A 25865-nucleotide genomic window follows, 5' to 3' on the forward strand; every position below is an offset into this window, starting at 1 on the left:
CGTTCGCTGTCTCCAGTTGGGGTAATTGTGAAGCGTCCCGGTTCTCCCGCATCGTCAGCGATGCGCCAGCAGTCTCCCCCATCCCTTCAGCTCGGTTTGTCCAGCCGGACCTGCGCGCTGGCGCTGGCAGGCGTGCTCGCGCTCGCGGCCTGCTCGAAAAAGGAAGCCGCGGCACCCGTGCCGCGCCCGGTGGTCGCGCTCGCCGTGCATGCGGACGGTCACGCGCTGCAAGCGGCGTCGCTGCCGGGCGAAGTGCAGGCGCGCTATTCGACGCCGCTGTCGTTTCGCGTCGCCGGCAAGATCATCGAGCGGCGGGTGCGGCTCGGCGACACGGTGAAGAGCGGCGAAGTCGTCGCCCTGCTCGACCCGGCAGATGCGCAGAAAAACGCCGCCAGCACGCAGGCGCAGCTCGACGCGGCGCAGCACAACCTCGCCTATGCGCAGCAACAGCTCGAACGCGACAAGGCGCAGGCCAAAGAAAACCTGATCGCGCCTGCGCAGCTGGAACAGACCACCAACGCCTACGCGTCCGCGCTCGCACAGCGCGATCAGGCGCAGCAGCAGGCGGCGCTCGCGAAGAACCAGCTGCAGTACACGACGCTCACCGCCGGTCATGCGGGCGTCATCACGGCTGAACAGGCGGATACCGGGCAAAACGTGTCGGCGGGTCAAGCCGTCTACAACCTCGCGTGGAGCGGCGACGTCGACGTGCTGTGCGACGTGCCCGAGAGCGCACTCGCCGCATTCGCGGTCGGCCAGAACGCGAGCGTCATGCTCGCCGCGCTGCCGGGCCGCAAGCTCAGCGCGCGCGTGCGCGAGCTGTCGCCGGCCGCCGATCCGCAAAGCCGCACGTGGCGTGCGCGTCTGACGCTGCTCGATGCCGGCGCCGACGTGCGCCTCGGCATGACCGCCGACGTCACGCCGGCCGTGCCGCTCGCCGTGGCGGCCGCGCAGCACGGCGTGTTCACGCTGCCCGTCACCGCGCTGTTCCACGAGGGGCGCGAACCGGCCGTGTGGGTCGTGCGCGCCGCGGACAACACGCTCGAGCTGCGTCGCGTGACCGTCACGCGCTACTACGAGCGCACGTTCGTCGTCAGCGAGGGCCTGAAAGATGGCGAAAGCGTCGTGCTGCAAGGGGTGCACACCGTGAGCGCCGGCGAGAAAGTCCGCGCGATCGCGCCGCTGCATCCCGAGGACTTCGCTTCATGAGCACGGCGCACGAAGAAGGACGCTTCAATCTATCTGCGTGGGCGCTGCGTCATCAGGCGCTGGTCGTGTTCCTGATCGCGCTTGCCACCGCGTTCGGAATCCTCGCCTACACGCGGCTCGCGCAGTCGGAAGACCCGCCCTTCACGTTCCGCGTGATGGTGATCCGCACGTTCTGGCCCGGCGCCACCGCGCGTCAGGTGCAGGAGCAGTTGACCGATCGCATCGGCCGCAAGCTGCAGGAAACGCCGCACATCGATTTCGTGCGCAGCTACTCGCGTCCCGGCGAGTCGCTGATCTTCTTCACGATGAAGGACTCGGCGCCGGTGAGCCAGGTGCCGGAGACGTGGTACCAGGTGCGCAAGAAAGTCGGCGACATCTCGGCGACCTTGCCGCCCGGCATCCAGGGCCCGTTCTTCAACGATGAATTCGGCGACGTCTACACCAACATCTACACGCTGGAAGGCGACGGCTTTTCCGCCGCGCAACTGCACGATTACGCGGACCAGCTCCGCACGGTGCTGCTGCGCGTGCCGGGCGTCGGCAAGGTCGACTATTTCGGCGACCCCGATCAGCACATCTTCATCGAGATCGCGAACACGCAGTTGACGCGTCTAGGCATCTCGCCACAACAGCTTGGCCAGGCGATCAATGCGCAGAACGCGATCGCGCCCGCGGGCACGCTGACCACCACCGACGACCGCGTGTTCGTGCGCCCGAGCGGCCAGTTCAACGACGTCAACGCGCTCGCCGACACGCTGATCCGCATCAACAACCGCACGTTCCGTCTCGGCGACATCGCGACGATCAGGCGCGGCTACGACGACCCGATCGTCACGCAGATGCGCTTCGGCGGCAAACCCGTGCTGGGCATCGGCGTGACGATGCAGCCGGGTGGCGACGTGATCCGCCTCGGCCGCGCGCTCGATCAGCAGATGACCCAACTGCGCGCCGCGCTGCCCGTCGGATTGACTCTGGTCGAAGTATCGAGCATGCCGCACGCGGTCGCGCGCTCTGTGAACGACTTCCTCGAAGCGGTCGCCGAAGCGGTCGCGATCGTGCTGATCGTGAGTCTCGTATCGCTCGGCGTGCGCACCGGCATGGTCGTCGTGATCTCGATTCCGGTGGTGCTCGCGGTCACCGCGCTGTGCATGTACCTGTTCGATATCGGCCTGCACAAGGTATCGCTCGGCACACTCGTGCTCGCGCTCGGCCTGCTCGTCGACGATGCGATCATCGCGGTCGAAATGATGTCGGTGAAGCTCGAGCAAGGCTGGAACCGCACGCGCGCCGCGGCCTTCGCGTACACCAGCACCGCATTTCCGATGTTGACCGGCACGCTCGTGACCGTGTCCGGCTTCCTGCCGATCGCGCTCGCGAAGTCGAGCACCGGCGAGTACACGCGCTCGATCTTCGAGGTGTCGGCGATCGCGCTGATCGCGTCGTGGCTCGCGGCGGTCGTGCTGATTCCGCTGCTCGGCTATCACATGCTGCCCGAGCGCAAGCGCCACGCGCACGAGCCCGACGATCACGAACACGACATCTACGACACGCGCTTCTACACGCGTTTGCGCGGCTGGGTCGGCTGGTGCATCGAGCGGCGCTTCGTCGTGCTCGCGATCACCGTGCTGCTGTTCGTGCTCGCGATGGCCGGCTTCTCGCTGGTGCCGCAGCAGTTCTTTCCGAGCTCAGACCGGCCTGAGTTGCTGGTCGACGTGCGGCTGCCCGAAGGCGCGTCGTTCGATGCAACGCTGCGCCAGGCTCAGCGCCTCGAACAGGTGCTCAAAGGGCGGCCGGAAATCGATCACTCCGTCAGCTTCGTCGGCACCGGCGCACCGCGCTTCTATCTGCCACTCGATCAGCAATTGCAGCAGCCGAACTTCGCGCAGTTCGTGATCACCGCGAAGTCGGTCAAGGATCGCGAGAAGCTCGCGCAGTGGCTCGAACCGGAGTTGCGCAACAACTTCCCGGCGATCCGCACGCGCCTGTCGCGCCTCGAGAACGGGCCGCCGGTCGGCTATCCGGTGCAATTCCGTGTGAGCGGCGACGACATCGCGACCGTGCGCTCGATCGCCGAACGCGTCGCCGCGACGATGCGCGCCAATCGCGGCACGCGCAACGTGCAGTTCGACTGGGACGAACCCGCCGAGCGCTCGGTGCGCTTCGAGATCGACCAGAAGCGCGCGCGCGAGCTCGGCGTGAGCTCCGAAGACATCTCCAGCTTCCTCGCGTTGACGATGTCCGGCTACACGGTCACGCAGTATCGCGAGCGCGACAAGCTGATCAGCGTCGATCTGCGCGCGCCGCGCGCCGAACGCGTCGACCCGTCGCAGCTGACCGCGCTCGCGATGCCGACGCCGAACGGCCCGGTGCCGCTCGGCACCCTCGGACATCTGCGCAATGACCTCGAATACGGCGTGATCTGGGAACGCGACCGTCAGCCGACCATCACCGTGCAGTCCGACGTGTCGGCCGGCGCACAAGGCATCGACGTCACGCACGCGGTGGACCGCGCGCTCGCGCCGATCCGCGCGACGCTGCCGGTCGGCTACCGGATCGAGATCGGCGGCTCCGTCGAGGAAAGCGCCAAGGGTCAAACCTCGATCAACGCGCAGATTCCGATCATGGTGATCGCGGTGCTCACGCTGTTGATGATCCAGCTGCAAAGCTTCGCGCGCGTGCTGATGGTCGTGCTGACCGCGCCGCTCGGCCTGATCGGCGTCGTGCTGACGTTGCTGCTGTTCGGCCAGCCGTTCGGCTTCGTCGCGATGCTCGGCGTGATCGCGATGTTCGGCATCATCATGCGCAACTCGGTGATTCTCGTCGATCAGATCGAGCAGGACATCGCGTCGGGGCACAAGCGTTTCGATGCGATCGTCGGCGCGACCGTGCGGCGATTCCGGCCGATCACGCTGACCGCCGCGGCCGCCGTGCTCGCGCTGATCCCGCTGCTGCGCTCGAACTTCTTCGGGCCGATGGCGACCGCGCTGATGGGCGGCATCACGAGCGCGACGATCCTCACGCTGTTCTATCTGCCCGCGTTGTACGCCGCGTCGTTCCGCGTGCGTGCCGACGAGCGCGAGCCGCAGACGCCGTCCGGTTCCGGCGCCACGCACACGGGTAACTGAGCATGAGCACGAGCATGACTATTCCCGCCCTGTCCCGCCGCCGCGCGCGCTTCGACGCGCTGGCCCGCACCACGCTTGCAGCCAGCATCGCGAGCATCACCTGCATGCTCGGCGCCTGTTCGTTCGGCCCGAACGGCGACGCGCCCGCGATGCCGCAGCCCGCGCACTACGGTGCCGAGCCGCTGCCGACGCAAACCGTGCCCGCGCAGGGCATCACGCAACAGTTCGTGACCGGGGCGCAGCCGGTGCCCGAGTGGTGGAAGCTGTATCGCTCGGAGGCGCTGAACGCACTCGTCGACGAAGGCTTGCACAACAGTCCGACACTCGACGCGACCGACCGCAGTCTCGCCGCCGCGCGCGAGCAGTTGCGCGCGCAGGTCGGCAGTTCGCTGCTGCCGACCATCGACGCCGGCGGCCAGGCCACCCGCAATCGCGCGCTCGCGATCCCCGAGATCGGACCGAACACATTTCTGTACAACGTGTTCGTCGGCCAGTTGCAGGCGCACTATACGTTCGATCTGTTCGGCTCCGCGCGCCTGGCGAACGCGGCGCTCGCCGCGCGCGTGAACGTGCAGGTCTATCAGCTCGAGGCGGCGCGGCGCGCGCTCGCGGCGAACATCGTGACCGCGACGATCACGAGCGCCGCGCTGCACGCGCAGATCGATACGACCGAGCGGCTCGTGGTCCTCGCCAACGATCAGGCGCGCGATACCGAACGGCGCTTCGCGCTCGGTGCGGTCTCGCATGCCGATCTGCTGAATGCGCAGCAGAGCGCGGCGAGCGTGTCGGCGAGTCTGCCGGCGCTGAAGCAACAGTGGCTCACTACGCGTCACGCGCTCGCGGTGCTGCTCGGCCGCACGCCCGATGCCGCGCCGAACGACATCGATCTCGCGCAATTGCATGTGCCGGAGCAGGTGCCGGTCGTGGTGCCGTCGGAGCTGCTGCGCACGCGGCCCGACATCGAGGCCGCCGACGCCGCGCTGAAGGCCGCCGCGACCGATGTCGGCGTGGCGACCGCGCAAATGTTCCCGAGTCTGTCGCTGTCGGCATCGATGGGACAAGGCGGGTTTAGCTGGCCGGTCGCGATGTCCGGTGCGGGGGCGATCTGGAGCATCGGCGCGTCGCTGTCGCAACCGCTGTTTCATGGCGGCGCGCTGCTCGCGCAGCGCCGCGCGGCGCAGCACACGTACGAAGCGAGCGTGTCGCAGTACAAACAGACCGTGCTTGCCGCGTTCCAGAACGTCGCCGATACGCTCGCCTCGCTCGAGCACGACGCGCAGTCGCTCGATGCCGCGAACATCGCCGCGCGTTCGGCACAGGGCGTGTTCAACGAGACGTCAGCGCGCTACCGGCTTGGCGCGCTGCCCGTCGCGGCGACGCGTTCGAGCGAACAGCAATGGCGCAACGCACAGCTCGACGAGATCCGCTATACGAGTGCGCGGCTGACTGACACGGCTGCGCTGTTTCAGGCGATGGGCAATCCGCCGCTCGATCAGGGCCGGACGTCGTCCGCGCCGGCGGCCGCTGCTTCTACTGCTGCTTCCGCGTCGGCGTCCGTCGGTACAACGAACACGACCGCATCCGACTAAACCAGGGATTCCCTACGGAACAGCGCGCACTTATCCCCAGTTCGTGTTGATGAGCCTGTTGAAAACTATCTGAAAAACGGGCCAACGCATTGAGCGCACTGGGATTTGTCGATGAGGCGCGAAATCGCACAGCATGTGCCGCGCGATGGAGTGTGTCGCCGCGCTAGCGCCTGGGAGCCCTCAACGTTATCCCCAGTTTGTGTTGACAGACTTGTTGATAAGCCTGGGGCGAAGCGTCTAAGTGCTTGAGGCGAATCGCTTTGTCCCGCGCGTTATCGGGCGCGGCAATTTCGAAGCATCGACGCGGCCAAGCGCAATCACGATGGGAAATTAACGGCCAGCGCCGTTATCCACAGAATGTGTTGAAAGACCTGTTGATAAGGCCTGGAGATCGCGCCCAAGTGCTTGAGCGCGCGATGGATTCGGGCGCCGATGCATTCACGCACGCATCGAGCAAAGACGGAACGATAGGTCAGGATTCCGACCCGAAGGGATGAACGCGTGCGCGGTCCGCCAAAGCCGACCACGCACGCGCAATCAAAAACATCAAGGCTTGTTCGACTCGAACAGATCCATGATCTGCTTCTTCTCGGTCGTCGACACGCTCGGCGGCGGCACCACCGGCGGCGTCATGCCCGCCGGCCCGACACCGCCCACCGCATCGGTTGCGCCGGCCATCGGATTGCCCGAATCGAGACCGATGCTCGCGACGAAGCCCTGCCCCGGCAACTTGTCGCTGAAGAACAGCTCGCCGTCCATCACCGTCACGCCGTCGGGTTGCGGCGGCTCGGCCTGCGGCACACCGCGCAGCGCGCGCTGCATGTACTCGACCCAGATCGGCAGTGCGAGCTGCGCGCCGAATTCGCGACTGCCGAGACTCTTCGGCTGGTCGTAGCCCATCCACGCGACCGCCACCAGCGACTGCTGATAGCCGGCGAACCAGCCGTCCTTCGCGTCGTTGGTCGTACCGGTTTTGCCCTGCAGGTCCGAGCGCTTCAGCACGTTGGTGCCCGCCCCCGTACCCGCGGTCGCGACCGAGTGCAACAGGCTGTTCATGATGTATGCGTTACGCGGCTCGAGCGTGCGCGGCGCGTCGTGCCCAGCGACGAGCGGCTGCGCGCGCGAGATCGCCACACCACGCGCGTCGGTCACCTCGTTGATCAGATACGGATTGATCCGGTAGCCGCCGTTCGCGAACACCGAGTACGCGCCCGCCGACTGCAGCGGCGTGACGAGGCCCGCGCCGAGCGCCATCGGCAGATACGGCGGGGTTTTGTCGGCGTCGAAGCCGAAGCGCTGCGTGACGAAGTCCTGCGCATACCTGGTGCCGATGAACGACAGGATGCGGATCGACACGAGGTTCTTCGACTTCTGCAGCGCAAGGCGCATCGACATCGGACCATCGGGCTGGTCGTCGTCCTTCGGCTCCCACGCGTCGCCGCCCGGCGTGGTCGGCGGGAAGTACAGCGGCGCGTCGTTGATGATCGTCGCCGGGGCGAGACCCTTGTCGAGCGCGGCCGAATAGATGAACGGCTTGAAGCTCGAACCCGGCTGGCGCCACGCTTGCGTCACATGGTTGAACTTGTTCTTGTTGAAGTCGAAACCGCCGATCAGCGCGCGGATCGCACCGTCCTGCGGCGTCAGCGACACCAGCGCGCCCTCGACCTGCGGCAGCTGCGTGATCTGCCAGTTGCCCTTGTCGTCGGCGATGAGGCGCACGATCGAACCCGGCCTGATATGCAGCGTCTGGTTCGCGCGCGGGCTTAGCGCGGCGGCAACGAAGCGCAGGCCGTCGCCCGACACCGTCACCTGCGTACCGTCGACCAGTTGCGCGACCACCTGTTTCGCGTTCGCGGCCGTCACCACGCCGGCGATGATCTCGCCGTTGTCCGGGTGATCGGTCAGCGCGTCGTCGATCGTCTGGTCGCGGTCGTCGCCGGCCTCCGGCAACTGCACGAAGCCTTCCGGTCCGCGATAGCCGTGGCGCCGCTCGTAGTCCATCACGCCCTTGCGCACCGCGCGATACGCGGCGTCCTGATCGGAGGAATCGATCGTCGTCGTGACGTTCAGGCCGCGCGTGTAGGTTTCGTCCTTGTACTGCGCGTACATCATCTGCCGCACCATTTCGGCGACGTACTCGGCATGCACGCTGTACTCGTTGCCCGGATTCTTCGTGTGAATCTCTTCCTTCACGGCCTGGTCGTACTGCTGCTGCGTGATGTAGCGCAGCTCGAGCATGCGTCGCAGGATGTACTCCTGACGGATCTTCGCGCGCTTCGGATTGACGACCGGGTTATACGCGGACGGCGCCTTCGGCAGGCCCGCGAGCATCGCGGCCTGGGCCAGCGAGATGTCCTTCAGGTCCTTGCCGAAGTACACGCGCGCGGCCGCGGCGAAGCCGTACGCGCGCTCGCCCAGATAGATCTGGTTCATGTACAGCTCGAGGATCTGGTCTTTCGTCAGCGCGCGCTCGATCTTGTACGCGAGCAGCATTTCGTAGATCTTGCGGGTATAGGTCTTCTCGCTGGAGAGGAAGAAGTTGCGCGCGACCTGCATCGTGATCGTGCTCGCACCCTGCGACGCGCCGCCATGCGCAAGGTCGGCGAAACCGGCGCGCAGAATGCCGAGGAAGTCGACGCCGCCGTGTTCGTAGAAGCGGTAGTCCTCGATCGCGAGCACCGCTTTTTTCATCTGATCGGGGATGTCCTGGAAGCGCACGAGGCTGCGGCGCTCCTCGCCGAACTCGCCGATCAGCACGTGATCTGCGGTGTAGACGCGCAGCGGCACTTTCGGGCGATAGTCGGTCAGCGCGTCGAGCGACGGCAACTGCGGCCCCATCACGACGAGCGCATAGCCGACGATCAGCGCGCCGATCACGGCGACGGTCGCGATCAGGCCGATAAACCACAGCACGAGCGACGCCCCGATCGAACGACGGCCGTACTCGGCGTCGCGCGAAGCGGCGTTGCGTCCAGGTGTGCGTTGATGGGAGTCCCGGTTTTCACCGGCCGGAGAGTTCGAGGAATGCGGTCGTTTGATGATTGGCATGACTGGAGTAATGGCCCGCAACTGCGCGCCTGTCTGCACGCGCACACGGCGCGCGCATGGGTCGTGATCGACATCCTGGCCGGGACGTACGCCGCCCTGCGGACCTTGCCCCCGGCCGGCCGCACGGCACGCCTCGGACCATGTCCGGCGCAACGTAACAGCGCATTTTAAAGAAATCGGCAGTGGTCCAACGCAGTTTTTTTGTAAAAATTCCCTTCGCCGGCCGCCTTTTCCTGGTAAGGCTCTGTAATTTCGCGCAGCGCGGATTGCAGCGCGGATGCGAAGCCCGGGTTATGCGGGGTTATCAACATTTTCTGTTGAAAGGGCTGTGGACAAACCGGCCGCAAACACTACAACTCTTTGATGTCATGGGATTTTCGCATCGCGCTTGTTCCGTGGCGACGCAACTCGTCATATGATGAACCCCGCGCGCGTCTTTCGATGCGCGCGACGGGGACCCCAGCGGCGGGTTCCAACGGCAGCTCCGATGACGGTTCCGACACCATATCCGGAGGCACGCGCCGACCCGCCCATGCCAACAAGACTGCGAGTCGATCATGTCCAAGCCCAGCGAGCGCATCGTCGTATTCGTCACGACCGCGCAGAAACGTGCGATTACCGCGACCGCGGAGGAACTGGGCATCAGCGTAAGTGAACTGATGCGGCGCGCGGTGCTGAGCTTCGGCGCGACCAGCGAGCAGGTCAAGGCCGCGAGCATCGTCGACCGGCTCCGCGCGCCGCGCGCGCCCGATGCGCTGAACGCGGCGCTGCAACGCGTCGCGCGCGGTACGCGCTATGCGCGGGCCGCGCTGCCCGTGTCGCTGCAAGCACCCGACAAAGATGCTGCAGGTACCGCAAGCGCGGCGGCCGGCGCGGCCGATGCCGCGGCCCCGTCCGCAATGCCGCGAGCCGGTCGCCCCGCTGACGCAACCGACGCTGCCGATTCCCCCGCCCCGCTGCTTCCTGCGGGTGTCGCGGCCGCGCTCGCCGCCGAGCAGGACGAACAGGCCGCGGCCACCGCCGAAGCTGTCGCACGGCTGACCGCGGCACGCGCCGCCAACAACGCGGAAAACGTCGAGACGGACGCAATCGACCATGCCGCGTCGCAACGGCTGTCCGGCACGTCGGCGCGTCTGCGCAACTCACTGAAGCGCCGCCCCACCGACCAGCCCGCCGACGACGAGGAACCGCACAGCGACCCGAGCGCCGAAGGCGGCCGCTTCGCGTGACGGAACGCGTGACGGAAAATTACCGCGCATCGAGCCGCCTTCACTGCATTCGAGCGACCAGGCGGGGGTATCCAACGATTGCCCGTTGCATATCGTTACATCGGTGACACCTGCATGAATCGCTGCTCGAAAACGCCCGCCGACACGCGCAAATGCGGGCTTTTGCAGCATCGTTCGAGCCTTCGAACGGCGCCATCGATCAAGCCATCTTTAAGACCGCCGATGGTGTAATATCCGCCGTCAAGTCCATGCCCATCACGGCTTTCTATCATCCAGTCAATCCTCAGCCCGCAATTGCGCCCCAGCAAAAACGGACCGCGCTATTGCAATTGGCAAGTGTGCCCCGAACTCCGGTCCGAACGTTGCGCAGCATCGCGCGCGGCGGCGTAAAGTAGCAGTAGTTCAAAGCAGTCAGGCGCGCACGCATCGTCGGCGCCGCTCACATTCTCTGGAGGTTTTCATGTCGCTTTTTGACAGCATTTCGCGCACGCTCAAAGGTCTTCTGAACGATGCGGCCGACTCGGTGCAGGATCCGTCGCGTGACTCGCGCCAGATCGTGCGCGAACTCGACGACAGCATCGGCAAGGCCGAGAACTCGCTGATCGAGATTCAGGCGCAGGTCGCCACCCAGCAAAGCAAGCGCGATGTTGCCGCGGACAAGGCGAAGAAGTACGAAGACGGTGCTCGCCGCGCGTTGCAGTCCGGTGACGAAGCGCTCGCGCGTGAAGCGCTCGGCGCGCAGGCCACCGCCGAAGCCGAACGTGATGCGCTGACGAAAGAACTGACTTCGCTGGAGCCGTCGGTCGCGCAACTGAAGAGCCAGATCGAGGACATGCGCACGCGCCGCAACGACCTGAACGCGCGCTCGAACATCCTGCAAGCCAAGCAGCAGATCGCACAGGCGAAAGATACGGCGGCCACGGCACTCGGCGGCATCGGCGGCAAGAACCTGTCCGAAGATTTCCAGAAGCTCGAAGATAAAGTCGCGCTGTCGAACGCGCGTTCCGACGCACGCCTGAACTCCGCCGATGAAAAGAGCGGCAAGGCGCTCGACGACAAGCTCGCGGATCTGAACCGCGGCCCGTCCATCGACGATCGGCTCGAAGCGCTGAAGAAGCAGCTCAATACGCCGGCGCAGTAAATGCTGAATGCGTGTACCGGCTTCACGGCAAGTTCGCACAGCAAGTACACGCGGCAATGACAACGGCAGTAGCAGTACATGCCGGTGCGGGCTCTCTGCTGAACGCACCGGCATACCGGCCGCCACAGGCAGCCACCGCTATCGACTGATGGAGACGGGCGCGCTCCGCCCGGTCTGCAAATGAAAAAACTTTTCGCAACCGCCTTCGCTTCGCTGCTGCTCGTGTCGGCCGCGGCGTTCGCGGTGCCGACCGCTCAGCAAATCGAATCGGCGATGGCGCAGGGCAACTGGCAGCAGGCCGACGCCGGCCTCACCGAAGTCTTGCAAGCGCATCCGAACAACGCACATGCGCACTATCTGTACGCCCAGGTGCTCGACCGCGAAGGCCGTTTCGCCGAGGCGCTCGCGCAGCTCCAACAGGCGAAGACGCTCGATCCGCAGATCCGTTTCACCGACCCGAGCCGCTTCGCGCAAACCGAAGCGCGCGTGCGCCGCGACGCGGAACGCGCGGGCGACAACGTCACCCGTCACGCCGCCAATCCGTTCGCGCAGCAGAATGCGCCTGCTGTGCAGCAACAGTCGGCGATGATGTCGCAAGCGCAATTACGGCATGGTCCGGGGGTGGGTATGTGGATCGGTATCGTTGTTCTGATCGTGGCGATCGCGCTCGTGCTGCGCTGGACCTTGCGTCGCGCGCGCAGCCAGGAAAACACGCGCGCTGACGACGACCGCCGCGCGCAACTGAAGCGCGCAACCGACATGCTGAACACCGTGCGATCGATCAAGCTCGACGTAAAGCTGTCCACCGCGCCGGGTCACGAGCTGCTCGAGAAAGACGTCGAAGCGACCGAGGAGCAGTTGCGCGGTACCGTCGAAACGCTGTCGAACGGCAAGAATCCGCTGCCCCCTTATGCACTCGACGAGTTCGAGCAACGCATCGCGAGCCTGCGCGCGCGTGCCGACGGCCGGCCCGATCCGACCGCCGCGTCGGTGGGCACGGGCCAGCAATCGGCGTATGCGCAGGAGGCCGAGCGCTTCGGCAATCCGCAGCCGCCTTATCCGCAACAGGGCCCGGTTCAGCAGCAGCCGCAGGTCATCGTGCAGCAAGGCGGTGGCATGGGCGGCGGCATGGGCGGTCTGCTGACCGGGGTGCTGCTTGGCGAGGCGCTCAGTCATGGGCGTGACCGCGTGATCGAGCGCGACGTGATCGTCGACCCCGACGAACTGCGCCGGCGCGGCAACGACGGCGCAAACGGCGGCGGCCTCGACTTCGGTCAAGGGTCGAACGACTGGAACGACGACGGCAGCGGCGGCGGCATCGACATGGGCAGCAACGACGATTCCGGCGGTTGGACCGATACCTGATCGAAGCCGATCGATCCGCGTCGAATGAAACACAGGCTCCTTCGCGGAGCCTGTTTTTTGCGCGCCGGCTTTGTGTAACGCCTTCGTTTAATTCAGGCCCGCGCCGACTTCGCCTGGCTACCCTCGTGCTGCGCGAGCATGTCCGCCCCCGCGAACAGCCGCACGATGAAACGCTCCGCGTAATCGATCAATGCGTCGCGGCGCGCGTCGTTCGCGTCGATGTATTCAGCGGATAGATGAAACAGTTGCAGCACGATCTGCGTGCAGACTTCGTCGACCGTCTCGCGCGCGAGTCGCGGCATCAGTTCGAGCTGCACGATGTCGTCCGCCATTTCCGCCGACACCTCGTGCAGGTTCGCGCGCACCGCTTCGCGCAAAGCCGGCGACGTGCCGTGATATTCGGCCAGCGCGCTCAGGAACGCTTCGCGATTGGCCAGCGCGAACGTGAAAAACGCGACGCACGCGCGCCGCGGCACGCTGTGCGGCTCGTCGTGCGCGGCGAGCCAGCGCTCGCGCCGCAGCATCGGCCGAAGCCGACGGCTCACGGCGGCGACCGCTTCGCGCGCGAGCTCGTCGAGCGCGCCGAAATGGCGGTAGAACGTGTTCGGATTGAGCCCCGCCTCGCGCGCGAGCTCGCGCAAGCCGAGGCTCGCGAAACTGCGGCCGCTGGCGGTCAACCGCAGCGCGGCTTCGATCAGCTTGCGCTTGCCGGGCGGCAACTCCGGTCCGGCGACGGACGATGCTTCCGGGACAGTGCTCATCGTGCGTTCAATCATCGCGCGGAATACGCGTTTAATAGCTGCACTCTAAACGATCTTGACGCGATGTGTACGGTTGTCTACCCTGCGCGTTAAGCCATGTATAGACAGGTGTAGACGCGCGATTTCGGCTCCGGCCGTCGCGCCGCTCGAGGCCGCCGCGCCGTAGCCGCTGTCGTTTCACCCCCGCTTTCGCCCCGTGCCGGAGACCGCCTTGACGCCTGCCCCTTCCGCTTCATCCGCCGCGCCGCGCATTGCGATCGTCGGCAGTGGCTTTGCCGGCATCGGCATGGCGATCCGTCTGCAGCAGATGGGCATCACATCGTTTACGGTCTACGAAGCCGCGAGCAGCATCGGCGGTACGTGGCGCGACAATACCTATCCCGGCGCGGCCTGCGACGTGCCCTCGCATCTCTATTCGTTTTCGTTCGAGGCGAATCCAGCGTGGTCGCGCTCGTTCAGCAGCCAGGCCGAAATTCTCGCGTATCTGCAGCACTGCGCGCGCAAGTACGGCGTCGATCGCTATGTGCGCTGCAATGCGAAAGTGAACACCGCGCGCTTCGACGAAGCGCGACAGGTCTGGCTCGTCGAACTCGACGCGCACGGCGCGCGCGAAATTATCGAGGCCGACGTGCTGATCGCCGCGAACGGTCCGCTGTCGCGTCCGGCGCTGCCGCGCATCGCCGGTATAGAACGTTTCGAAGGCAAGCTGTTCCATTCGGCGCGCTGGGATCACGCGTATCCGCTCGACGGCAAACGCGTCGCGGTGATCGGCACCGGCGCGAGCGCGATCCAGTTCGTGCCGAAAATCCAGCCGCGCGTCGCGCATCTGGACCTGTTCCAGCGCACCGCGCCGTGGGTGATGCCCAAGCGCGACAAGCCGATCGGCCCGCGCGCGCAATGGCTGTTCCGTACGCTGCCGTTCACGCAGCGCTTCGTTCGCAGCGCGATCTATTGGCAGCTCGAATCGCGTGGGATCGCGTTCGTCGTCAATCCGAAGCTGATGGAGATGCCGATGAAGTTCGGCCTCAGCTATCTGGAGCGACGCGTCAAGGACCCGGCGCTGCGCGCGAAGCTCACGCCGAACTACCGGCTCGGCTGCAAGCGCGTGCTGCTGTCGAGCGACTATTACCCAGCCATATGTCAGCCGAACGTCGATGTCGTGACGAGCGGCATTCGCGAGATCGTCGCGGATGGCATCGTGACCGAGGACGGCGTGCACCACCACGCGGACGCAATCATCTGCGGCACCGGCTTCCAGGTCAACGACGTGCCCGCGCCGTTCGAAGTGACCGGCCTCGACGGCACCGATCTCAGCACGCTATGGCTGCGCGATGGCCCGGAGGCCTATCTCGGCACGAGCATCGCGAACTTCCCGAACTTCTTTATGATCGTCGGCCCGAACACGGGGCTCGGCCATAACTCGATGATCTACATGATCGAGTCGCAACTGCGCTATATCGGCGATTGCCTGCGCGTGCTGCGCAAACGCAATGCGCGCACGATGACCTTGCGCGCCGACGTGCAGCGCGATTTCAATGCGCGTTTGCAGCAGGAGATGCGGCACGCGGTATGGACGAGCGGCTGCCATAGCTGGTATCAGACCCAGAGCGGCAAAGTCACCGCGATCTGGCCCGGCTTCACGTTCAGCTTTCGCAAGCGGACGCGGCGCGTGCGGCCGCAGGATTACCGCTTCGCGCGTTGAATCGGCCTCGCGCGGCGGCGGGCGCAATCACTGCCCTCCGCCACCGCTCAGCAACCGCAACAGCTCCCACAGAAACTTCACGATGATCACGATCAGTTCCCACAACCGGTAAAGCGGCTGCCAGTCCAGCACGCGCAGAAGGGACTCGATCATCGCTATCGCCAGAAGAAGTGAAGGCGTCCAATGCGTCGCGCAACCTCAAACCGCCATCACCGCCCGCTTTCGCTCCGCGCGCTGCATGAAGAAGTTCGTCGCGACGACGCCGACCGTGACGACTGCGATGAACAGCGTCGCGAGCGCATTCATCTCCGGGTTCAAGCCTAGACGCACGCGCGAGAACACGACGAGCGGCAAGGTCGTCGAGCCGGGACCCGACAGGAACGCGGACAGCACGAGGTCGTCGATCGACAGCGTGAACGACAGCAGCCAGCCGGACACCAGCGCTTGCGAAATCAGCGGCAGCGTGACGGAGAAGAACACGCGCAACGGGGTCGCGCCGAGGTCGAGCGCGGCTTCCTCGAGCGATGGATGCAGCTCCCGCACGCGCGACTGCACGATGATCGCGACGTACGAAATACACAGCATCACGTGACCGATCCAGATCGTGAAGATGCCGCGTTCGGCCGGCCAGCCGATCCAACGCGCCATTTCGATGAACAGCAGCAGCAGCGAGATGCCCTGAATCACTTCGGGGATGACCAGCGGCGCGTTGATCATGCCCGTGTACAGCGTGAAGCCGCGAAAGCGCCCCATCCGCGCGAGCACGAAGCCGGCCCACGTACCGATGATCACCGACGCGAACGCCGTCAGCAAGCCGATTCGCAGCGACAGCCACGCCGATGCGATGAGCTCGTCGTCCCGCAACAGCGCCGCGTACCAGCGCATCGAAAAGCGTGTCCACACCGTAACCAGTTGCGATTCGTTGAACGAATACACGATCAGGCTGACGATCGGGATATACAGAAACAGAAAGCCGATGCCGAGAGCAATCAGCTGCAGCATACGATTCGGCTTCATTGGCGGCCCTCCTCCAATGCCTTCGCCTGCGCATGCTGGAACAGCGCCATCGGCACCAGCAGCAGCAACACCATCGCGCAAGTGACTGCGGACGCCATCGGCCAGTCGGCGTTGTCGAAGAACTCGTTCCACATCACGCGGCCGATCATCAGCGTGTTCGCGCCGCCGAGCAGCTCAGGAATCACGTACTCGCCGACCGCCGGAATGAACACCAGCAGGCAGCCCGCGACGATGCCGTTCTTCGACAGCGGCAGCGTGATCTGCCAGAACGCCTTCCACGGCTTCGCGCCGAGGTCGTACGCGGCTTCGAGCAAGGTCAGGTCCATTTTCACGAGGTGGGCGTAAAGCGGCATCACGAGAAACGGCAGGTACGAATAGACCATGCCGATGTAGACCGCCGTGTTCGTGTGATACAGCTCGATCGGCGTATGGATCAGGCCGACCGACATCAGGAAGTTATTCAGCAGCCCGTTGTTCTTCAGAATGCCGATCCATGCGTATACGCGGATCAGGAACGAAGTCCAGAACGGCAGCATCACGGCCATCATCAGCAGATTGCGGGTGGCTGCATTGGAGCGCGCGATGTAGTACGCCATCGGATAGCCGATCAGCAGACACAGCACGGTCGATATCGCCGCGACGACGACTGAATTCACATAGGTCGCGAAGTACAGGCTGTCGGTCAGCAGAAATGCGTAGTGCGACAGATCCAGCGTGATGTGCAGCGCGCCTTCCGCGAAGGTGACGAGCTGCGTGTACGGCGGAATGCCGAGCTGCGAATCGGCGAAGCTGATCTTCACGACCAGCAGGAACGGCACGAGGAAAAACAGCAGCAGCCAGATGAACGGCCCCGCCACCACCGCGCTACGTCCCGTGAGCTTCAGACGCCGCACGGGCCACGTGAAAAACGAGCCAAGCGCTTCTTTCATGATGTCAGCACCACGCCGGCCGATGCGCTCCAGCGCACGTAGACTTCGTCGCCCCAGGACGGCGGATCGATTTCGGTGAGCGCGAGGCTCGTCACGTTCGCGATCACGGTCTTGCCGCCGTCGAGCTTCACGTGATACAGCGAATAGCCGCCCATGTACGCGATATTCGTGACGACGCCCTTGCCCCAGTTGTAGGCGCCCTCGGGCGGCTTGCGCGTGAGCGCGATGCGTTCGGGCCGCACCGAGATCGTCACCGGCATGCCGAGCGGACCGGTGATGCCGTGATTGACATGCAAACGGCAGGTCAGATCCGGCGTTTCGATGAACACGTGATCGGGTTCGTCCTCGACCGTGCGGCCTTCGAACAGATTGGTCGAGCCGATGAATTCCGCCGAGAAACGGCTGTTCGGGTATTCGTAGACTTCATGCGGCGTGCCGAGCTGCACGATCTGGCCTTCGCTCATCACGGCGAGGCGGTTGGCCATCGTCATCGCTTCTTCCTGATCGTGCGTGACCATCATGCAGGTCACGCCGACCTGATCGAGGATGTTGACGAGCTCGATTTGCGTGCGCTGGCGGATCTGCTTGTCGAGCGCCGACATCGGCTCGTCGAGCAGCAGCAGCTTCGGCCGCTTGACGAGCGAGCGCGCGAGCGCGACGCGCTGCTGCTGCCCGCCCGACAGCTGATGCGGCTTGCGCTTCGCGAAGCGGCCCATCTGCACGAGTTCGAGCGCGTTGTGCACGCGGTCTTTCAGCTCGGCCTTCGGCACGCCCTCCTGCTTCAGACCGAACGCGACGTTCGCCTCGACCGTCATGTGCGGGAACAGCGCGTACGACTGGAACATCATGTTGACCGGCCGGCGATACGGCGGCAGGTGCGCGAGATCTTCGCCATCGATCAGGATCTTGCCCGACGTCACGGTTTCGAGCCCGGCCATCATGCGCAGCAGGGTCGACTTGCCGCAGCCCGAGCTGCCGAGCAGCGCGAACAGCTCGCCCTTCCTTACCGTCAGATTGACCCCTTTGACCGCGACGGTCTCGCCGAACTTCTTCACGACGTCGACGATCTGGATGAACTGTTCCGCTGCGTCTCCCGTAACGGCGCTCGGGCCCGTCGACGGCACGGCCGTCCCGGCCAGCGCGCCCGGCTGGTCACTACTCATCATAATGCTGCTTCACTCCGGCGTTTGACGAACAAAGCCCCCGGTGAACACCGAGGGCTTCATAGGCTTCTTATCTGTTTGTTGCCGCGCTTAGCGGCCGGACTTGAACTCGGTCCACAGTCGCGTTTGCAGCCGCTGGATTTCCTGCGGCAGCGGCTTCAACAGGAACAGCGTCTTGATGGTTTCCGGCGACGGGTACACGGCCGGATCGTTCGCGACGTCCTTGTCCACGTACTTGCGCGCTTCCATATTGACGCTCGGGTAGTACACGGCGTTGGTGATCGCGGCGTGCACTTGCGGCGTCTCGATGTAGTTGATCCACTCGAGCGCGGCTTCCTTGTGCTTTGCGTCCTTCGGAATCGCCATCACGTCGAACCACACCGGCGCGCCGCCCTTCGGCACGAAGTACTCGATCTTGTACGGCTTCTTCGCTTCGAGCGCGCGATGCTTGGCGATCACGACGTCGCCCGACCAGCCGTACGCGAAGCACACGTCGCCGCCGACGAGGTCGTTGATGTAGCCCGACGAGTTGAACTGCGTGATGTACGGACGGATTTTCTTCAGCATCTCGAGCGCGGCGCGGTAGTCGGCCGGGTTCGTGCTCATCGGGTCCTTGCCCATGTAGTGCAGCGCGGCCGCGAACATCTGGTCCGGCGCGTCGAGCACCGATACGCCGCAGGCCTTCAGCTTCGAGATGTTTTCCGGCTTGAACAGGATGTCCCAGTTGTCGAGCGGCACGTCCTTGCCGAGGATCTGCTGGACCTTCGTCACGTTGTAGCCGAGGCCGGTCGTGCCGTACGCCCAGGGCACCACGTACTTGTTGCCCGGATCGGCGCCGGCGACGAGCGCCATCAGCGACGGGTCGAGGTACTTCAGGTTCGGCAGCTTCGATTTGTCGAGCGGCTCGAAGATGCCCGCGGCGATCTGCTTGCCCGCGTAGTTGCTGGTCGGCACGACGATGTCGTAGCCCGAGTTGCCGGTGAGCAGCTTCGCCTGCAGCGTGTCGTCGCTGTCGTAGTTGTCGTACTTGACCTGAACGCCGGTCTGTTTCGTGAAGTTCGGGATCGTATCCTTCGCGATGTAGTCGGACCAGTTATACACGTTCAACTGCGTATCCTTCGCAGCGGCCGTCAACCACGGCGCCGCGCACAAGATCAGCGCCGCCACATGCCCCACTATCCGTTTGTTCATCCCGTTCTCCGCTCCCGTCGTCACTCAAGCCGCGCCCTCGCGCGCACGGCCCCCTGAAAACCCCGAAAACTACCACCAATTATTGCCCGCTCCAAAAAAAACCCGGAGCTGTCGCACAAACGGTACAGGCTCTGGCCGCACCCTTGCAAAATGGCCGCAATTTTAACGGGTTATCGGCGCGTGTCTACCGAAAAATACGCGGGCCGCGGTCGCGCCTGATCCGCGCTGGGCGCAGGTTGCGGGGATTTCGTCGCGTCGCTGTTATCCGGTTGTCAGGTCGGAGCCGGCTCGCACCTGGGCGGCGCGCCGCGCTCGCCCGCGCGGGTGCCGGACGGTGCATGCCGGCGCGGAGCCGCGTTGGTGCCACGGCGCACCTTTCATGCGCACCGGCTTCGCCACGACGGCTCGAATGCTCCTATCATGATCCATTGATGCGGATTGCGCGACGTCGTCGCGCGACGGCCGGCCAGCCGCTGCGCGCCTGCGATGGGCATATGACTTGCAACAGCATGCGTTTCCCAGAAGCTCTGGCACGATGAACACCAATCCTTTCGCGATGCGTCCCAACCGCCGCCGGCGTCTGCCGGGCGAGCCCACGCGTCCGGCGCACTGGTTCTCGTTCCTCGGCGCCGGCGCGCTGATCGCGGTCGGCTATATCGACCCCGGCAACTGGGCGACCGCGCTCGGCGCCGGCGCGGGCTACGGCTACGGCCTGCTCGGCATCGTGCTGCTGTCGAGCATGATGGGCATGCTGATGCAATGGCTGTCGTCGCGCCTCGGCGTCGTGACCGGGCGCGATCTCGCGCAGCTGTGCCGCGAGCGCAATGGCCGGCGCGCGACGCTGTTCCTGTGGCTGACGAGCGAAGTCGCGATCATCGCCTGCGATGTCGCCGAGGTGGTCGGCAGCGCGGTCGCGCTGCAACTGCTGCTCGGCGTGTCGCTGACGGTCGGCGTGCTGATGTCGGCGGTCTGCACGTTCGCGCTGCTGGCACTCCAGCAGGCGGGCGGCCGCAGGCTGGAGGCGGTGATCGCCGCGCTGATCGGCTTCGTCGGCCTGTGCTTCGTCGTGCAGCTCGCGCTCGCGCGGCCCGACTGGCACGCGGCGCTCGCCGGCACCGCGCCGAGCATCGAGCTGATCAGAAACGCGGGCATGCTATGGCTCGCGGCGGGTATCGTCGGCGCGACGGTCATGCCGCACAACCTGTATCTGCATTCGGCGCTCGTCAAGCATCACGCGCCCGACAGCAGCGACGCGCAGATCAAGGCCGCGCTGCACGTCGTCAATCTCGATACCTTCGGCTCGCTTGCGTTCGCGTTCGTGATCAACGCGGCGCTGCTGATCGTCGCGGCCGCCGTGTTCTATTCCAGCGGCCATCGCGACGTCACCGATCTGGCCGATGCGCATCGGCTGATCGCGCCGCTGGTCGGCAACCGCTGGGCCGGCATCCTGTTCGCGGCGGCGCTGCTCGCGTGCGGACTCAGCGCAACCGTCACCGGCACGCTGGCCGGTCAGGCGGTGATGGAGGGCTTCCTGCGGCTGCGCTTGCCGCGCTGGAAACGCGCACTGCTCACGCGTGCGCTCGCGATCGGGCCGGCCCTGCTCGCGGTGGGCATGTTCGGCCAGCACGGCTCGAATCAACTGCTGGTCGCGAGCCAGGTCGTGCTGAGCCTGCAATTGCCGCTCGCGGTCGTGCCGCTGATCCGCTGTGCGTCCGATCCGACGCTGATGCGCGGCTGGCGCGTGCACGGCGTGCCACTGGTGCTGGCTTGGCTGTCGGCGTGGTTCATCATTGCGCTCAACGGCGCGTTGTTGTGGCAACTGGCGACTGGGGCATGACGACAGCCGGACGTCCGCGCGGTTATGTGAACTTCGCATCGCGCTGAGCGCCGCGTGCAAGGCACGCGCCGCGCATCGGTTAACATAGCGGGACTTTGCCTCCCCGCCCCAAGGTTTCCGATGACTTCCAATCTCCACGATCTTCCCGACAGCCCGTGCATCGGCGTCTGCTCCACGCTCTTCGACGAGGTCTGCAAAGGCTGCGGCCGCACCGCGGCCGAGGTGTCGAACTGGGTGTTCCTCAGCGACGAGGAAAAGCGCGCGATCTGGACCCGGATCGAACGGGAAGGCACTGCGATGCGGTTTCAGAACGACAAGGTGTGAGCCGGTTGTCTGCACGCATCGCAGTTCGAGGTTGCATGCCACCATAAAAAATGCCGGGATGTCCCGGCATTTTTTATGGTTTGCGTTTTCCTCCACGCGCGTTGGCAGCGCATGTCGCCCCTGTCGCCCGGCATCTGGAAAGCGAGCCGGCCCGCGAGCCATAATCGCTCCAGATACGAATGCATCCAGACCCGAAAACGCTTCGGAACACTTCGGCTCCATGACCACCACCAGGGACTTCGTTCAGTGCCTCGCGGAATGGCGCCGAATGGCCCACGTGTTCAATCCGTGGTCCGATACCGATGAACGCGATCAGCCCGGCATCAACGCGCCACTGATTCGCCAGCAACAGCTTGCCGCCTACCTGCAAGCCCGCCAGACGAGCGTCAAGGTGATCCTGATTGCGGAGGCGCTGAGCTGCCGTGGCGGGCGTTTCACGGGCATCGCGATGACCTCCGAGCGGATTCTGCTTGGCAACGATACGAAGCTCAACAGCTTCGCCAAGGGAACGGACCGCGGCCCGGTACCGGACTATATGCCGGGTTCGGCAACCCGCACCAGTTGCCGCGATACGCTGCCTCGGATGACGGACCGCGAATACGGTGTCTACGAGAGAACCGCCTCGGTCGTCTGGCAGACGATGCTTTCCAATGGCTTCGGTCCAACCGAGTTTGCGCTATGGAATGCGTTCCCGTTTCATCCGTTCGCGGACGAAGACACCGAGAGCAACCGCCGCCCATCGAATTCAGAGCTACGCGCGACAGTCGAGATTCTGACTGACTTCATCAGCCTGTTCCCTCGCAACGTGCGCTTCGTTGCGCTTGGGCGTGAGGCGGAAAGCGCGTTGCTCGGTCATCCGATGCGTCCTCTGCACGAACTCGTGAGGCACCCTACGGCTAGAGCGGCGAACCCTGCAAATAGCGCGCTTCGAGCGAAGAATCGCCCCATGGGTAAGCTGGATGAAGTCATTCGACGGCTCGCGCTGGGCCGGTATTAGTCCAGCGCCTGGGCTACCAGTAGCCACCAAAGCAAAAAGGCCCACGCCGGCAGACTGCCGGCATGGGCCTTTGGGGATCGCTGAAAACCAGCGACCCGGCGCTTATTGAACGCCCTGACTCGTCAGGAAGTCCTCATAGTTGCCGCCGAAGTCGTTCAGCGTGCCGTCCGTGCGCACTTCGATGATCCGGTTCGCCAACCCGCTGACGAATTCACGGTCGTGCGACACGAAAATCAGCGTGCCTTCAAACTTGTCCAGCGCGATCTGCAGCGATTCGATCGACTCCATGTCCATGTGGTTGGTCGGCTCGTCCATCAGCAGCACGTTGTGGCGGCCGAGCATCAGCTTGCCCCAGATCATGCGGCCCTTCTCGCCGCCCGACAGCACCTTGACCGACTTGCGGATGTCGTCCGCATTGAACAGCAGGCGGCCGAGGGTGCCGCGCACCATCTGCTCGTCGTCGCCTTCCTTGCGGTACTGGTCGATCCAGTCCATCAGCGTGACGTCGTTCGGAAACTCTTCGTACGTGTCCTGCGGCATGTAGCCGACGTTCGCGTTTTCCGCCCACTTCACCGTGCCGTGATCGAGCTGCAGATTGCCGAGCAGCGAGCGCAGCAGCGTGGTCTTGCCCGCGCCGTTCTCCCCGATGATCGCGATACGCTCGCCCGGCTGCACGCTGATGCTGAAGTTATTGAAGATCGAGCGCTCGTACTTCTTCGAAATGCTGTCGGCGACCACCGCGATGTTGTGCAGCTTCTTCTCGAACTCGAAGCGGATGAACGGGTTCTGCCGCGACGACGGCTTGAATTCCTCGATCTTGATCTTGTCGATCATCTTCAGACGGCTGGTCGCCTGGCGTGCCTTCGACTTATTCGCCGAGAAGCGGCGCACGAAGTCCTGCAGATCGGCCACGCGCTCCTTCGCCTTCGCGTTGGCAGCCTGCTGACGCTCGCGCGCCTGGGTGCTGGCGAGCATGTAGTCGTCGTAGTTGCCCGGATAGACCTTCAGCGTGCCGTAGTCCATGTCGGCCATGTGCGTGCAGACCTGGTTCAGGAAGTGCCGGTCGTGCGAGATGATGATCATCGTCGAGTTGTACTGGTTCAGAATATCTTCCAGCCAACGGATCGAGTTGATGTCCAGGTTGTTGGTCGGCTCATCGAGCAGCAGCACGTCCGGCTTCGAGAACAGCGCCTGCGCGAGCAGCACGCGCAGCTTCCAGCCCGGTGCGACGTTGCTCATCGGGCCGTTGTGGTCTTCGATCGCGATGCCGATACCGAGCAGCAGTTCGCCCGCGCGCGCTTCGGCCGTGTAGCCGTCGTACTCGGCGAACTTCGCTTCGAGTTCGGCCGCGTGCATGTAGTCGTCGTCGGTCGCGTCGGGGTTCGCGTAGATCGCGTCGCGCTCGGTCATCGCGGCCCACATTTCGGTGTGGCCCATCATCACGACGTCCAGCACGCGCACGTCTTCGTATGCGAACTGGTCCTGGCGCAGCTTGCCCAGACGCACGTTCGGCTCGAGCATCACGTTGCCCGAGCTCGGCTCCAGATCCGAACCGAGAATCTTCATGAAGGTGGATTTACCGCAGCCGTTCGCACCGATCAGGCCATAGCGGTTCCCTTCCCCGAATTTGACCGAAATGTTCTCGAAGAGGGGCTTCGGCCCGAATTGCATGGTGATATTGGCAGTAGACAGCACGGCGCGTCCCTTTGAATGTGATATCGGCGAAAAACCCAATATTTTAGCAGGTTTAGAGATTTCAACCCGACAGTTCGCCCGCCGCGGCGCGCGTCACCCGTTCGAGCCGTCGCGCGGCGTCTGCAGAATGTCGATGAAGGCCGAAAAATCCGCGTCGGCGAGGCCCATCGCGGCACCGAGTCGCAGCAATTGCTGGACCGTCGATGCGACCGGCATCGGCGTTCCGGTCTCGTAGGCGGTCGCCGCGACGGTATCGACGTCCTTCTGGAACGTGCGCAACGCGCCGATCGGCGCGAGGTCGCTTTGCGTCATCCGCGGCACGAAGGTCCGCAGCAGCACCGAATCGGCCCAGCCGCCGGCGAGCGCCTCGGGCAGCTTCGCGGCGTCGATGCCGCTGCGCTGCGCGAGGCTCACCGCCTCCGCGATCGCGGCGACGGTCGCGGTGACGATCGCCTGATTGCACAGCTTCGCGGTTTGCCCGGCGCCAATTTCGCCCATGTGCGTGACGCGGGCGGCATATGCATCGAGCAAGGGGCGCACCGCGGCGAGATCGCTGGCCGCGCCGCCGGCCATGATCGCGAGCGTGCCCGCCGTGGCGCCGGCGACGCCGCCCGACACCGGCGCGTCGATCCAGCCGATCGAAGCGCCGTCCCCACAAGCTCCCGTGCCGGCCGCGCCGCCCTGCCCGGCGAAATCCGCCACCCGTCGCGCCAGCGCGCGCGTGGCGGCGGGCGGAATGCTCGAATGATCGACGATCCAGCGCACGCGGCGCGGCGTCGAAGGATCGCCATCGAGCAGCCCCGCCGCGCCGAACACGGTCTGTTCGACCGCCGCCGCGTCCGCGACGCACAGCAGCACCGCGTCGCAGCGCGCGGCCAGCTCACGCGGCGTATCGACGACGTGCGCGCCCTCGGCCCGCAACGCCTCGGCCTTCGCTCGCGTGCGGTTCCACACATGCACGGTATGACCCGCGCGCAGCAGGTGCCGGATCATCGGCGCGCCCATCAGACCGGGGCCGCAAAAACCAGTTTCCACGTTCGAACCTCGTTGGCTATCAGATTGAATGGATTATGTTGCGTACACATGATAACGACCATGCGATGCGCCGAAGTCACGCGCTATCGGGCACGCGACGTGCGGCATCCATGGTTCGGGCGGCGACGTTTGATCCGCCGCGCAGACGGTGACGCTCACGACCACGCATATGTCCGACGGACTGCGCGAACCGTTGCCTATACTTTTTCCATGCGCGTTTCCGAGCAGCGTTTCACTGACCAGCGGCGCACACCAAGGAGGAATTCATGTCAGAACATGTTTACAAGAAGATCGAACTGACCGGTTCGTCGAAGAAATCGATCGACGACGCGATCACCACCGCGATTGCCAAAGCGTCGGAAACGCTGCGCAATCTGCACTGGTTCGAGGTCACGGAAACGCGCGGCCAGATCGAGAACGGCAAGGTCGCGTACTGGCAGGTGACGCTGAAGGTCGGCCTGCGCATCGAGGACTGAGCAGCGACCGCACGACACGCTTGCGCGCTGCC

General features: G+C 65.0%; 21 protein-coding genes. 11 read left to right on the forward strand and 10 right to left on the reverse strand.

Going from position 1 to position 25865, the window contains the following annotated elements; all coding sequences use genetic code 11:
• Positions 1–60 precede the first annotated feature (60 nt).
• From GCT19_RS02605 to GCT19_RS02615, 3 genes are read left to right on the forward strand one after another with little or no spacing between them, the layout of a single operon-like run.
• Positions 61–1209 carry an efflux RND transporter periplasmic adaptor subunit gene (locus GCT19_RS02605; protein ID WP_152850958.1) on the forward strand — a complete coding sequence of 383 codons (1149 nt, stop codon included), beginning with the start codon at positions 61–63 and terminating at the stop codon, positions 1207–1209.
• Positions 1206–4334: an efflux RND transporter permease subunit gene (locus GCT19_RS02610; protein ID WP_018435573.1), complete on the forward strand. Its 3129-nt coding sequence runs from the start codon at positions 1206–1208 to the stop codon at positions 4332–4334. The genes GCT19_RS02605 and GCT19_RS02610 overlap by 4 nt, the downstream gene beginning before the upstream one ends.
• 14 nt (positions 4335–4348) lie before the next feature.
• On the forward strand, positions 4349–5923 hold the full coding sequence (locus GCT19_RS02615) for an efflux transporter outer membrane subunit (RefSeq protein WP_152850959.1): 1575 nt from the start codon (positions 4349–4351) through the stop codon (positions 5921–5923).
• Between the two features lie 546 nt (positions 5924–6469).
• Here GCT19_RS02615 and GCT19_RS02620 read toward each other — a convergent pair.
• Positions 6470–8971, reverse strand: a complete 2502-nt coding sequence (locus tag GCT19_RS02620; RefSeq protein WP_152850960.1) for a penicillin-binding protein 1A — start codon at positions 8969–8971, stop codon at positions 6470–6472.
• Between the two features lie 557 nt (positions 8972–9528).
• Here GCT19_RS02620 and GCT19_RS02625 point away from each other — a divergent pair.
• Entirely contained in the window at positions 9529–10200 is a 672-nt protein-coding gene (locus GCT19_RS02625; RefSeq protein ID WP_152850961.1) for a hypothetical protein, read from the forward strand.
• Between the two features lie 95 nt (positions 10201–10295).
• Here the strand turns inward: GCT19_RS02625 and GCT19_RS42565 are convergent, their stop codons facing one another.
• A complete protein-coding gene (locus GCT19_RS42565) occupies positions 10296–10472 on the reverse strand; it encodes a hypothetical protein (protein WP_193727363.1) in 177 nt (58 codons plus the stop codon).
• Positions 10473–10660: 188 nt separating this feature from the next.
• On the opposite strand from GCT19_RS42565, the gene GCT19_RS02630 reads away from it, so the two are divergent.
• Positions 10661–11341 (forward strand): PspA/IM30 family protein, encoded by a 681-nt coding sequence (locus tag GCT19_RS02630; protein ID WP_013089644.1) that lies wholly within the window; start codon positions 10661–10663, stop codon positions 11339–11341.
• Between the two features lie 180 nt (positions 11342–11521).
• Complete coding sequence (locus GCT19_RS02635) at positions 11522–12706, forward strand: tetratricopeptide repeat protein (RefSeq protein WP_018435569.1); 1185 nt, start codon at positions 11522–11524, stop codon at positions 12704–12706.
• A 92-nt stretch (positions 12707–12798) separates the two neighbouring features.
• On the opposite strand, the gene GCT19_RS02640 is transcribed toward GCT19_RS02635, so the two are convergent.
• Positions 12799–13467, reverse strand: a complete 669-nt coding sequence (locus GCT19_RS02640; RefSeq protein ID WP_026228710.1) for a TetR family transcriptional regulator — start codon at positions 13465–13467, stop codon at positions 12799–12801.
• A 211-nt stretch (positions 13468–13678) separates the two neighbouring features.
• Here GCT19_RS02640 and GCT19_RS02645 point away from each other — a divergent pair, with 211 nt between their 5' ends.
• Positions 13679–15169: a flavin-containing monooxygenase gene (locus GCT19_RS02645; RefSeq protein WP_152850962.1), complete on the forward strand. Its 1491-nt coding sequence runs from the start codon at positions 13679–13681 to the stop codon at positions 15167–15169.
• A 27-nt stretch (positions 15170–15196) separates the two neighbouring features.
• Here the strand turns inward: GCT19_RS02645 and GCT19_RS44320 are convergent, their stop codons facing one another.
• The 5 genes from GCT19_RS44320 to GCT19_RS02665 all read right to left on the reverse strand — a co-directional run bounded on the left by GCT19_RS44320 (position 15197) and on the right by GCT19_RS02665 (position 19469).
• Positions 15197–15322 (reverse strand): hypothetical protein, encoded by a 126-nt coding sequence (locus GCT19_RS44320; protein ID WP_013089648.1) that lies wholly within the window; start codon positions 15320–15322, stop codon positions 15197–15199.
• Between the two features lie 45 nt (positions 15323–15367).
• Positions 15368–16186 carry an ABC transporter permease subunit gene (locus GCT19_RS02650; protein WP_013089649.1) on the reverse strand — a complete coding sequence of 273 codons (819 nt, stop codon included), beginning with the start codon at positions 16184–16186 and terminating at the stop codon, positions 15368–15370.
• Positions 16183–17115 carry an ABC transporter permease subunit gene (locus GCT19_RS02655; protein ID WP_018435566.1) on the reverse strand — a complete coding sequence of 311 codons (933 nt, stop codon included), beginning with the start codon at positions 17113–17115 and terminating at the stop codon, positions 16183–16185. Before GCT19_RS02655 ends, GCT19_RS02650 begins: the two co-directional genes overlap by 4 nt.
• On the reverse strand, positions 17112–18278 hold the full coding sequence (locus tag GCT19_RS02660) for an ABC transporter ATP-binding protein (protein WP_026228709.1): 1167 nt from the start codon (positions 18276–18278) through the stop codon (positions 17112–17114). The genes GCT19_RS02655 and GCT19_RS02660 overlap by 4 nt, the downstream gene beginning before the upstream one ends.
• A gap of 90 nt (positions 18279–18368) precedes the next feature.
• Positions 18369–19469 carry a polyamine ABC transporter substrate-binding protein gene (locus GCT19_RS02665; RefSeq protein WP_026228708.1) on the reverse strand — a complete coding sequence of 367 codons (1101 nt, stop codon included), beginning with the start codon at positions 19467–19469 and terminating at the stop codon, positions 18369–18371.
• Between the two features lie 535 nt (positions 19470–20004).
• On the opposite strand from GCT19_RS02665, the gene GCT19_RS02670 reads away from it, so the two are divergent.
• The 3 genes from GCT19_RS02670 to GCT19_RS02680 all read left to right on the forward strand — a co-directional run bounded on the left by GCT19_RS02670 (position 20005) and on the right by GCT19_RS02680 (position 22627).
• Complete coding sequence (locus GCT19_RS02670) at positions 20005–21306, forward strand: Nramp family divalent metal transporter (protein WP_018435563.1); 1302 nt, start codon at positions 20005–20007, stop codon at positions 21304–21306.
• A 120-nt stretch (positions 21307–21426) separates the two neighbouring features.
• The gene (locus GCT19_RS02675) at positions 21427–21630 is read left to right on the forward strand and encodes a DUF1289 domain-containing protein (protein WP_013089654.1); all 204 of its coding nucleotides are present in this window, start codon (positions 21427–21429) and stop codon (positions 21628–21630) included.
• Between the two features lie 220 nt (positions 21631–21850).
• Positions 21851–22627: a uracil-DNA glycosylase gene (locus GCT19_RS02680; protein ID WP_227749163.1), complete on the forward strand. Its 777-nt coding sequence runs from the start codon at positions 21851–21853 to the stop codon at positions 22625–22627.
• A 102-nt stretch (positions 22628–22729) separates the two neighbouring features.
• Here GCT19_RS02680 and GCT19_RS02685 read toward each other — a convergent pair whose 3' ends face one another.
• Positions 22730–24322 (reverse strand): ABC-F family ATPase, encoded by a 1593-nt coding sequence (locus tag GCT19_RS02685; RefSeq protein ID WP_013089656.1) that lies wholly within the window; start codon positions 24320–24322, stop codon positions 22730–22732.
• A 93-nt stretch (positions 24323–24415) separates the two neighbouring features.
• Complete coding sequence (locus GCT19_RS02690) at positions 24416–25357, reverse strand: NAD(P)-dependent oxidoreductase (RefSeq protein ID WP_184250859.1); 942 nt, start codon at positions 25355–25357, stop codon at positions 24416–24418.
• 266 nt (positions 25358–25623) lie between these two features.
• On the opposite strand from GCT19_RS02690, the gene GCT19_RS02695 reads away from it, so the two are divergent.
• The gene (locus GCT19_RS02695) at positions 25624–25833 is read left to right on the forward strand and encodes a dodecin (RefSeq protein WP_018435559.1); all 210 of its coding nucleotides are present in this window, start codon (positions 25624–25626) and stop codon (positions 25831–25833) included.
• Positions 25834–25865: the final 32 nt, after the last annotated feature.

Source organism: Paraburkholderia atlantica (genome assembly GCF_009362785.1).
Classification (GTDB): Bacteria; Pseudomonadota; Gammaproteobacteria; order Burkholderiales; family Burkholderiaceae; genus Paraburkholderia; species Paraburkholderia atlantica.

What these genes read in the sequence shown, in the direction of transcription:
- GCT19_RS02655 (WP_018435566.1), bottom strand. Translation starts at nt 17,115, where the DNA reads ATGAAAGAAGCGCTTGGCTCGTTTTTCACGTGGCCCGTGCGGCGTCTG.
- GCT19_RS44320 (WP_013089648.1), bottom strand. Translation starts at nt 15,322, where the DNA reads ATGATCGAGTCCCTTCTGCGCGTGCTGGACTGGCAGCCGCTTTACCGG.
- GCT19_RS02650 (WP_013089649.1), bottom strand. Translation starts at nt 16,186, where the DNA reads ATGAAGCCGAATCGTATGCTGCAGCTGATTGCTCTCGGCATCGGCTTT.
- GCT19_RS02620 (WP_152850960.1), bottom strand. Translation starts at nt 8,971, where the DNA reads ATGCCAATCATCAAACGACCGCATTCCTCGAACTCTCCGGCCGGTGAA.
- GCT19_RS02635 (WP_018435569.1), top strand. Translation starts at nt 11,522, where the DNA reads ATGAAAAAACTTTTCGCAACCGCCTTCGCTTCGCTGCTGCTCGTGTCG.
- GCT19_RS02670 (WP_018435563.1), top strand. Translation starts at nt 20,005, where the DNA reads ATGAACACCAATCCTTTCGCGATGCGTCCCAACCGCCGCCGGCGTCTG.
- GCT19_RS02675 (WP_013089654.1), top strand. Translation starts at nt 21,427, where the DNA reads ATGACTTCCAATCTCCACGATCTTCCCGACAGCCCGTGCATCGGCGTC.
- GCT19_RS02660 (WP_026228709.1), bottom strand. Translation starts at nt 18,278, where the DNA reads ATGAGTAGTGACCAGCCGGGCGCGCTGGCCGGGACGGCCGTGCCGTCG.
- GCT19_RS02605 (WP_152850958.1), top strand. Translation starts at nt 61, where the DNA reads ATGCGCCAGCAGTCTCCCCCATCCCTTCAGCTCGGTTTGTCCAGCCGG.
- GCT19_RS02640 (WP_026228710.1), bottom strand. Translation starts at nt 13,467, where the DNA reads ATGAGCACTGTCCCGGAAGCATCGTCCGTCGCCGGACCGGAGTTGCCG.
- GCT19_RS02680 (WP_227749163.1), top strand. Translation starts at nt 21,851, where the DNA reads ATGACCACCACCAGGGACTTCGTTCAGTGCCTCGCGGAATGGCGCCGA.
- GCT19_RS02615 (WP_152850959.1), top strand. Translation starts at nt 4,349, where the DNA reads ATGACTATTCCCGCCCTGTCCCGCCGCCGCGCGCGCTTCGACGCGCTG.
- GCT19_RS02610 (WP_018435573.1), top strand. Translation starts at nt 1,206, where the DNA reads ATGAGCACGGCGCACGAAGAAGGACGCTTCAATCTATCTGCGTGGGCG.
- GCT19_RS02695 (WP_018435559.1), top strand. Translation starts at nt 25,624, where the DNA reads ATGTCAGAACATGTTTACAAGAAGATCGAACTGACCGGTTCGTCGAAG.
- GCT19_RS02625 (WP_152850961.1), top strand. Translation starts at nt 9,529, where the DNA reads ATGTCCAAGCCCAGCGAGCGCATCGTCGTATTCGTCACGACCGCGCAG.
- GCT19_RS02630 (WP_013089644.1), top strand. Translation starts at nt 10,661, where the DNA reads ATGTCGCTTTTTGACAGCATTTCGCGCACGCTCAAAGGTCTTCTGAAC.
- GCT19_RS42565 (WP_193727363.1), bottom strand. Translation starts at nt 10,472, where the DNA reads ATGATAGAAAGCCGTGATGGGCATGGACTTGACGGCGGATATTACACC.
- GCT19_RS02665 (WP_026228708.1), bottom strand. Translation starts at nt 19,469, where the DNA reads ATGAACAAACGGATAGTGGGGCATGTGGCGGCGCTGATCTTGTGCGCG.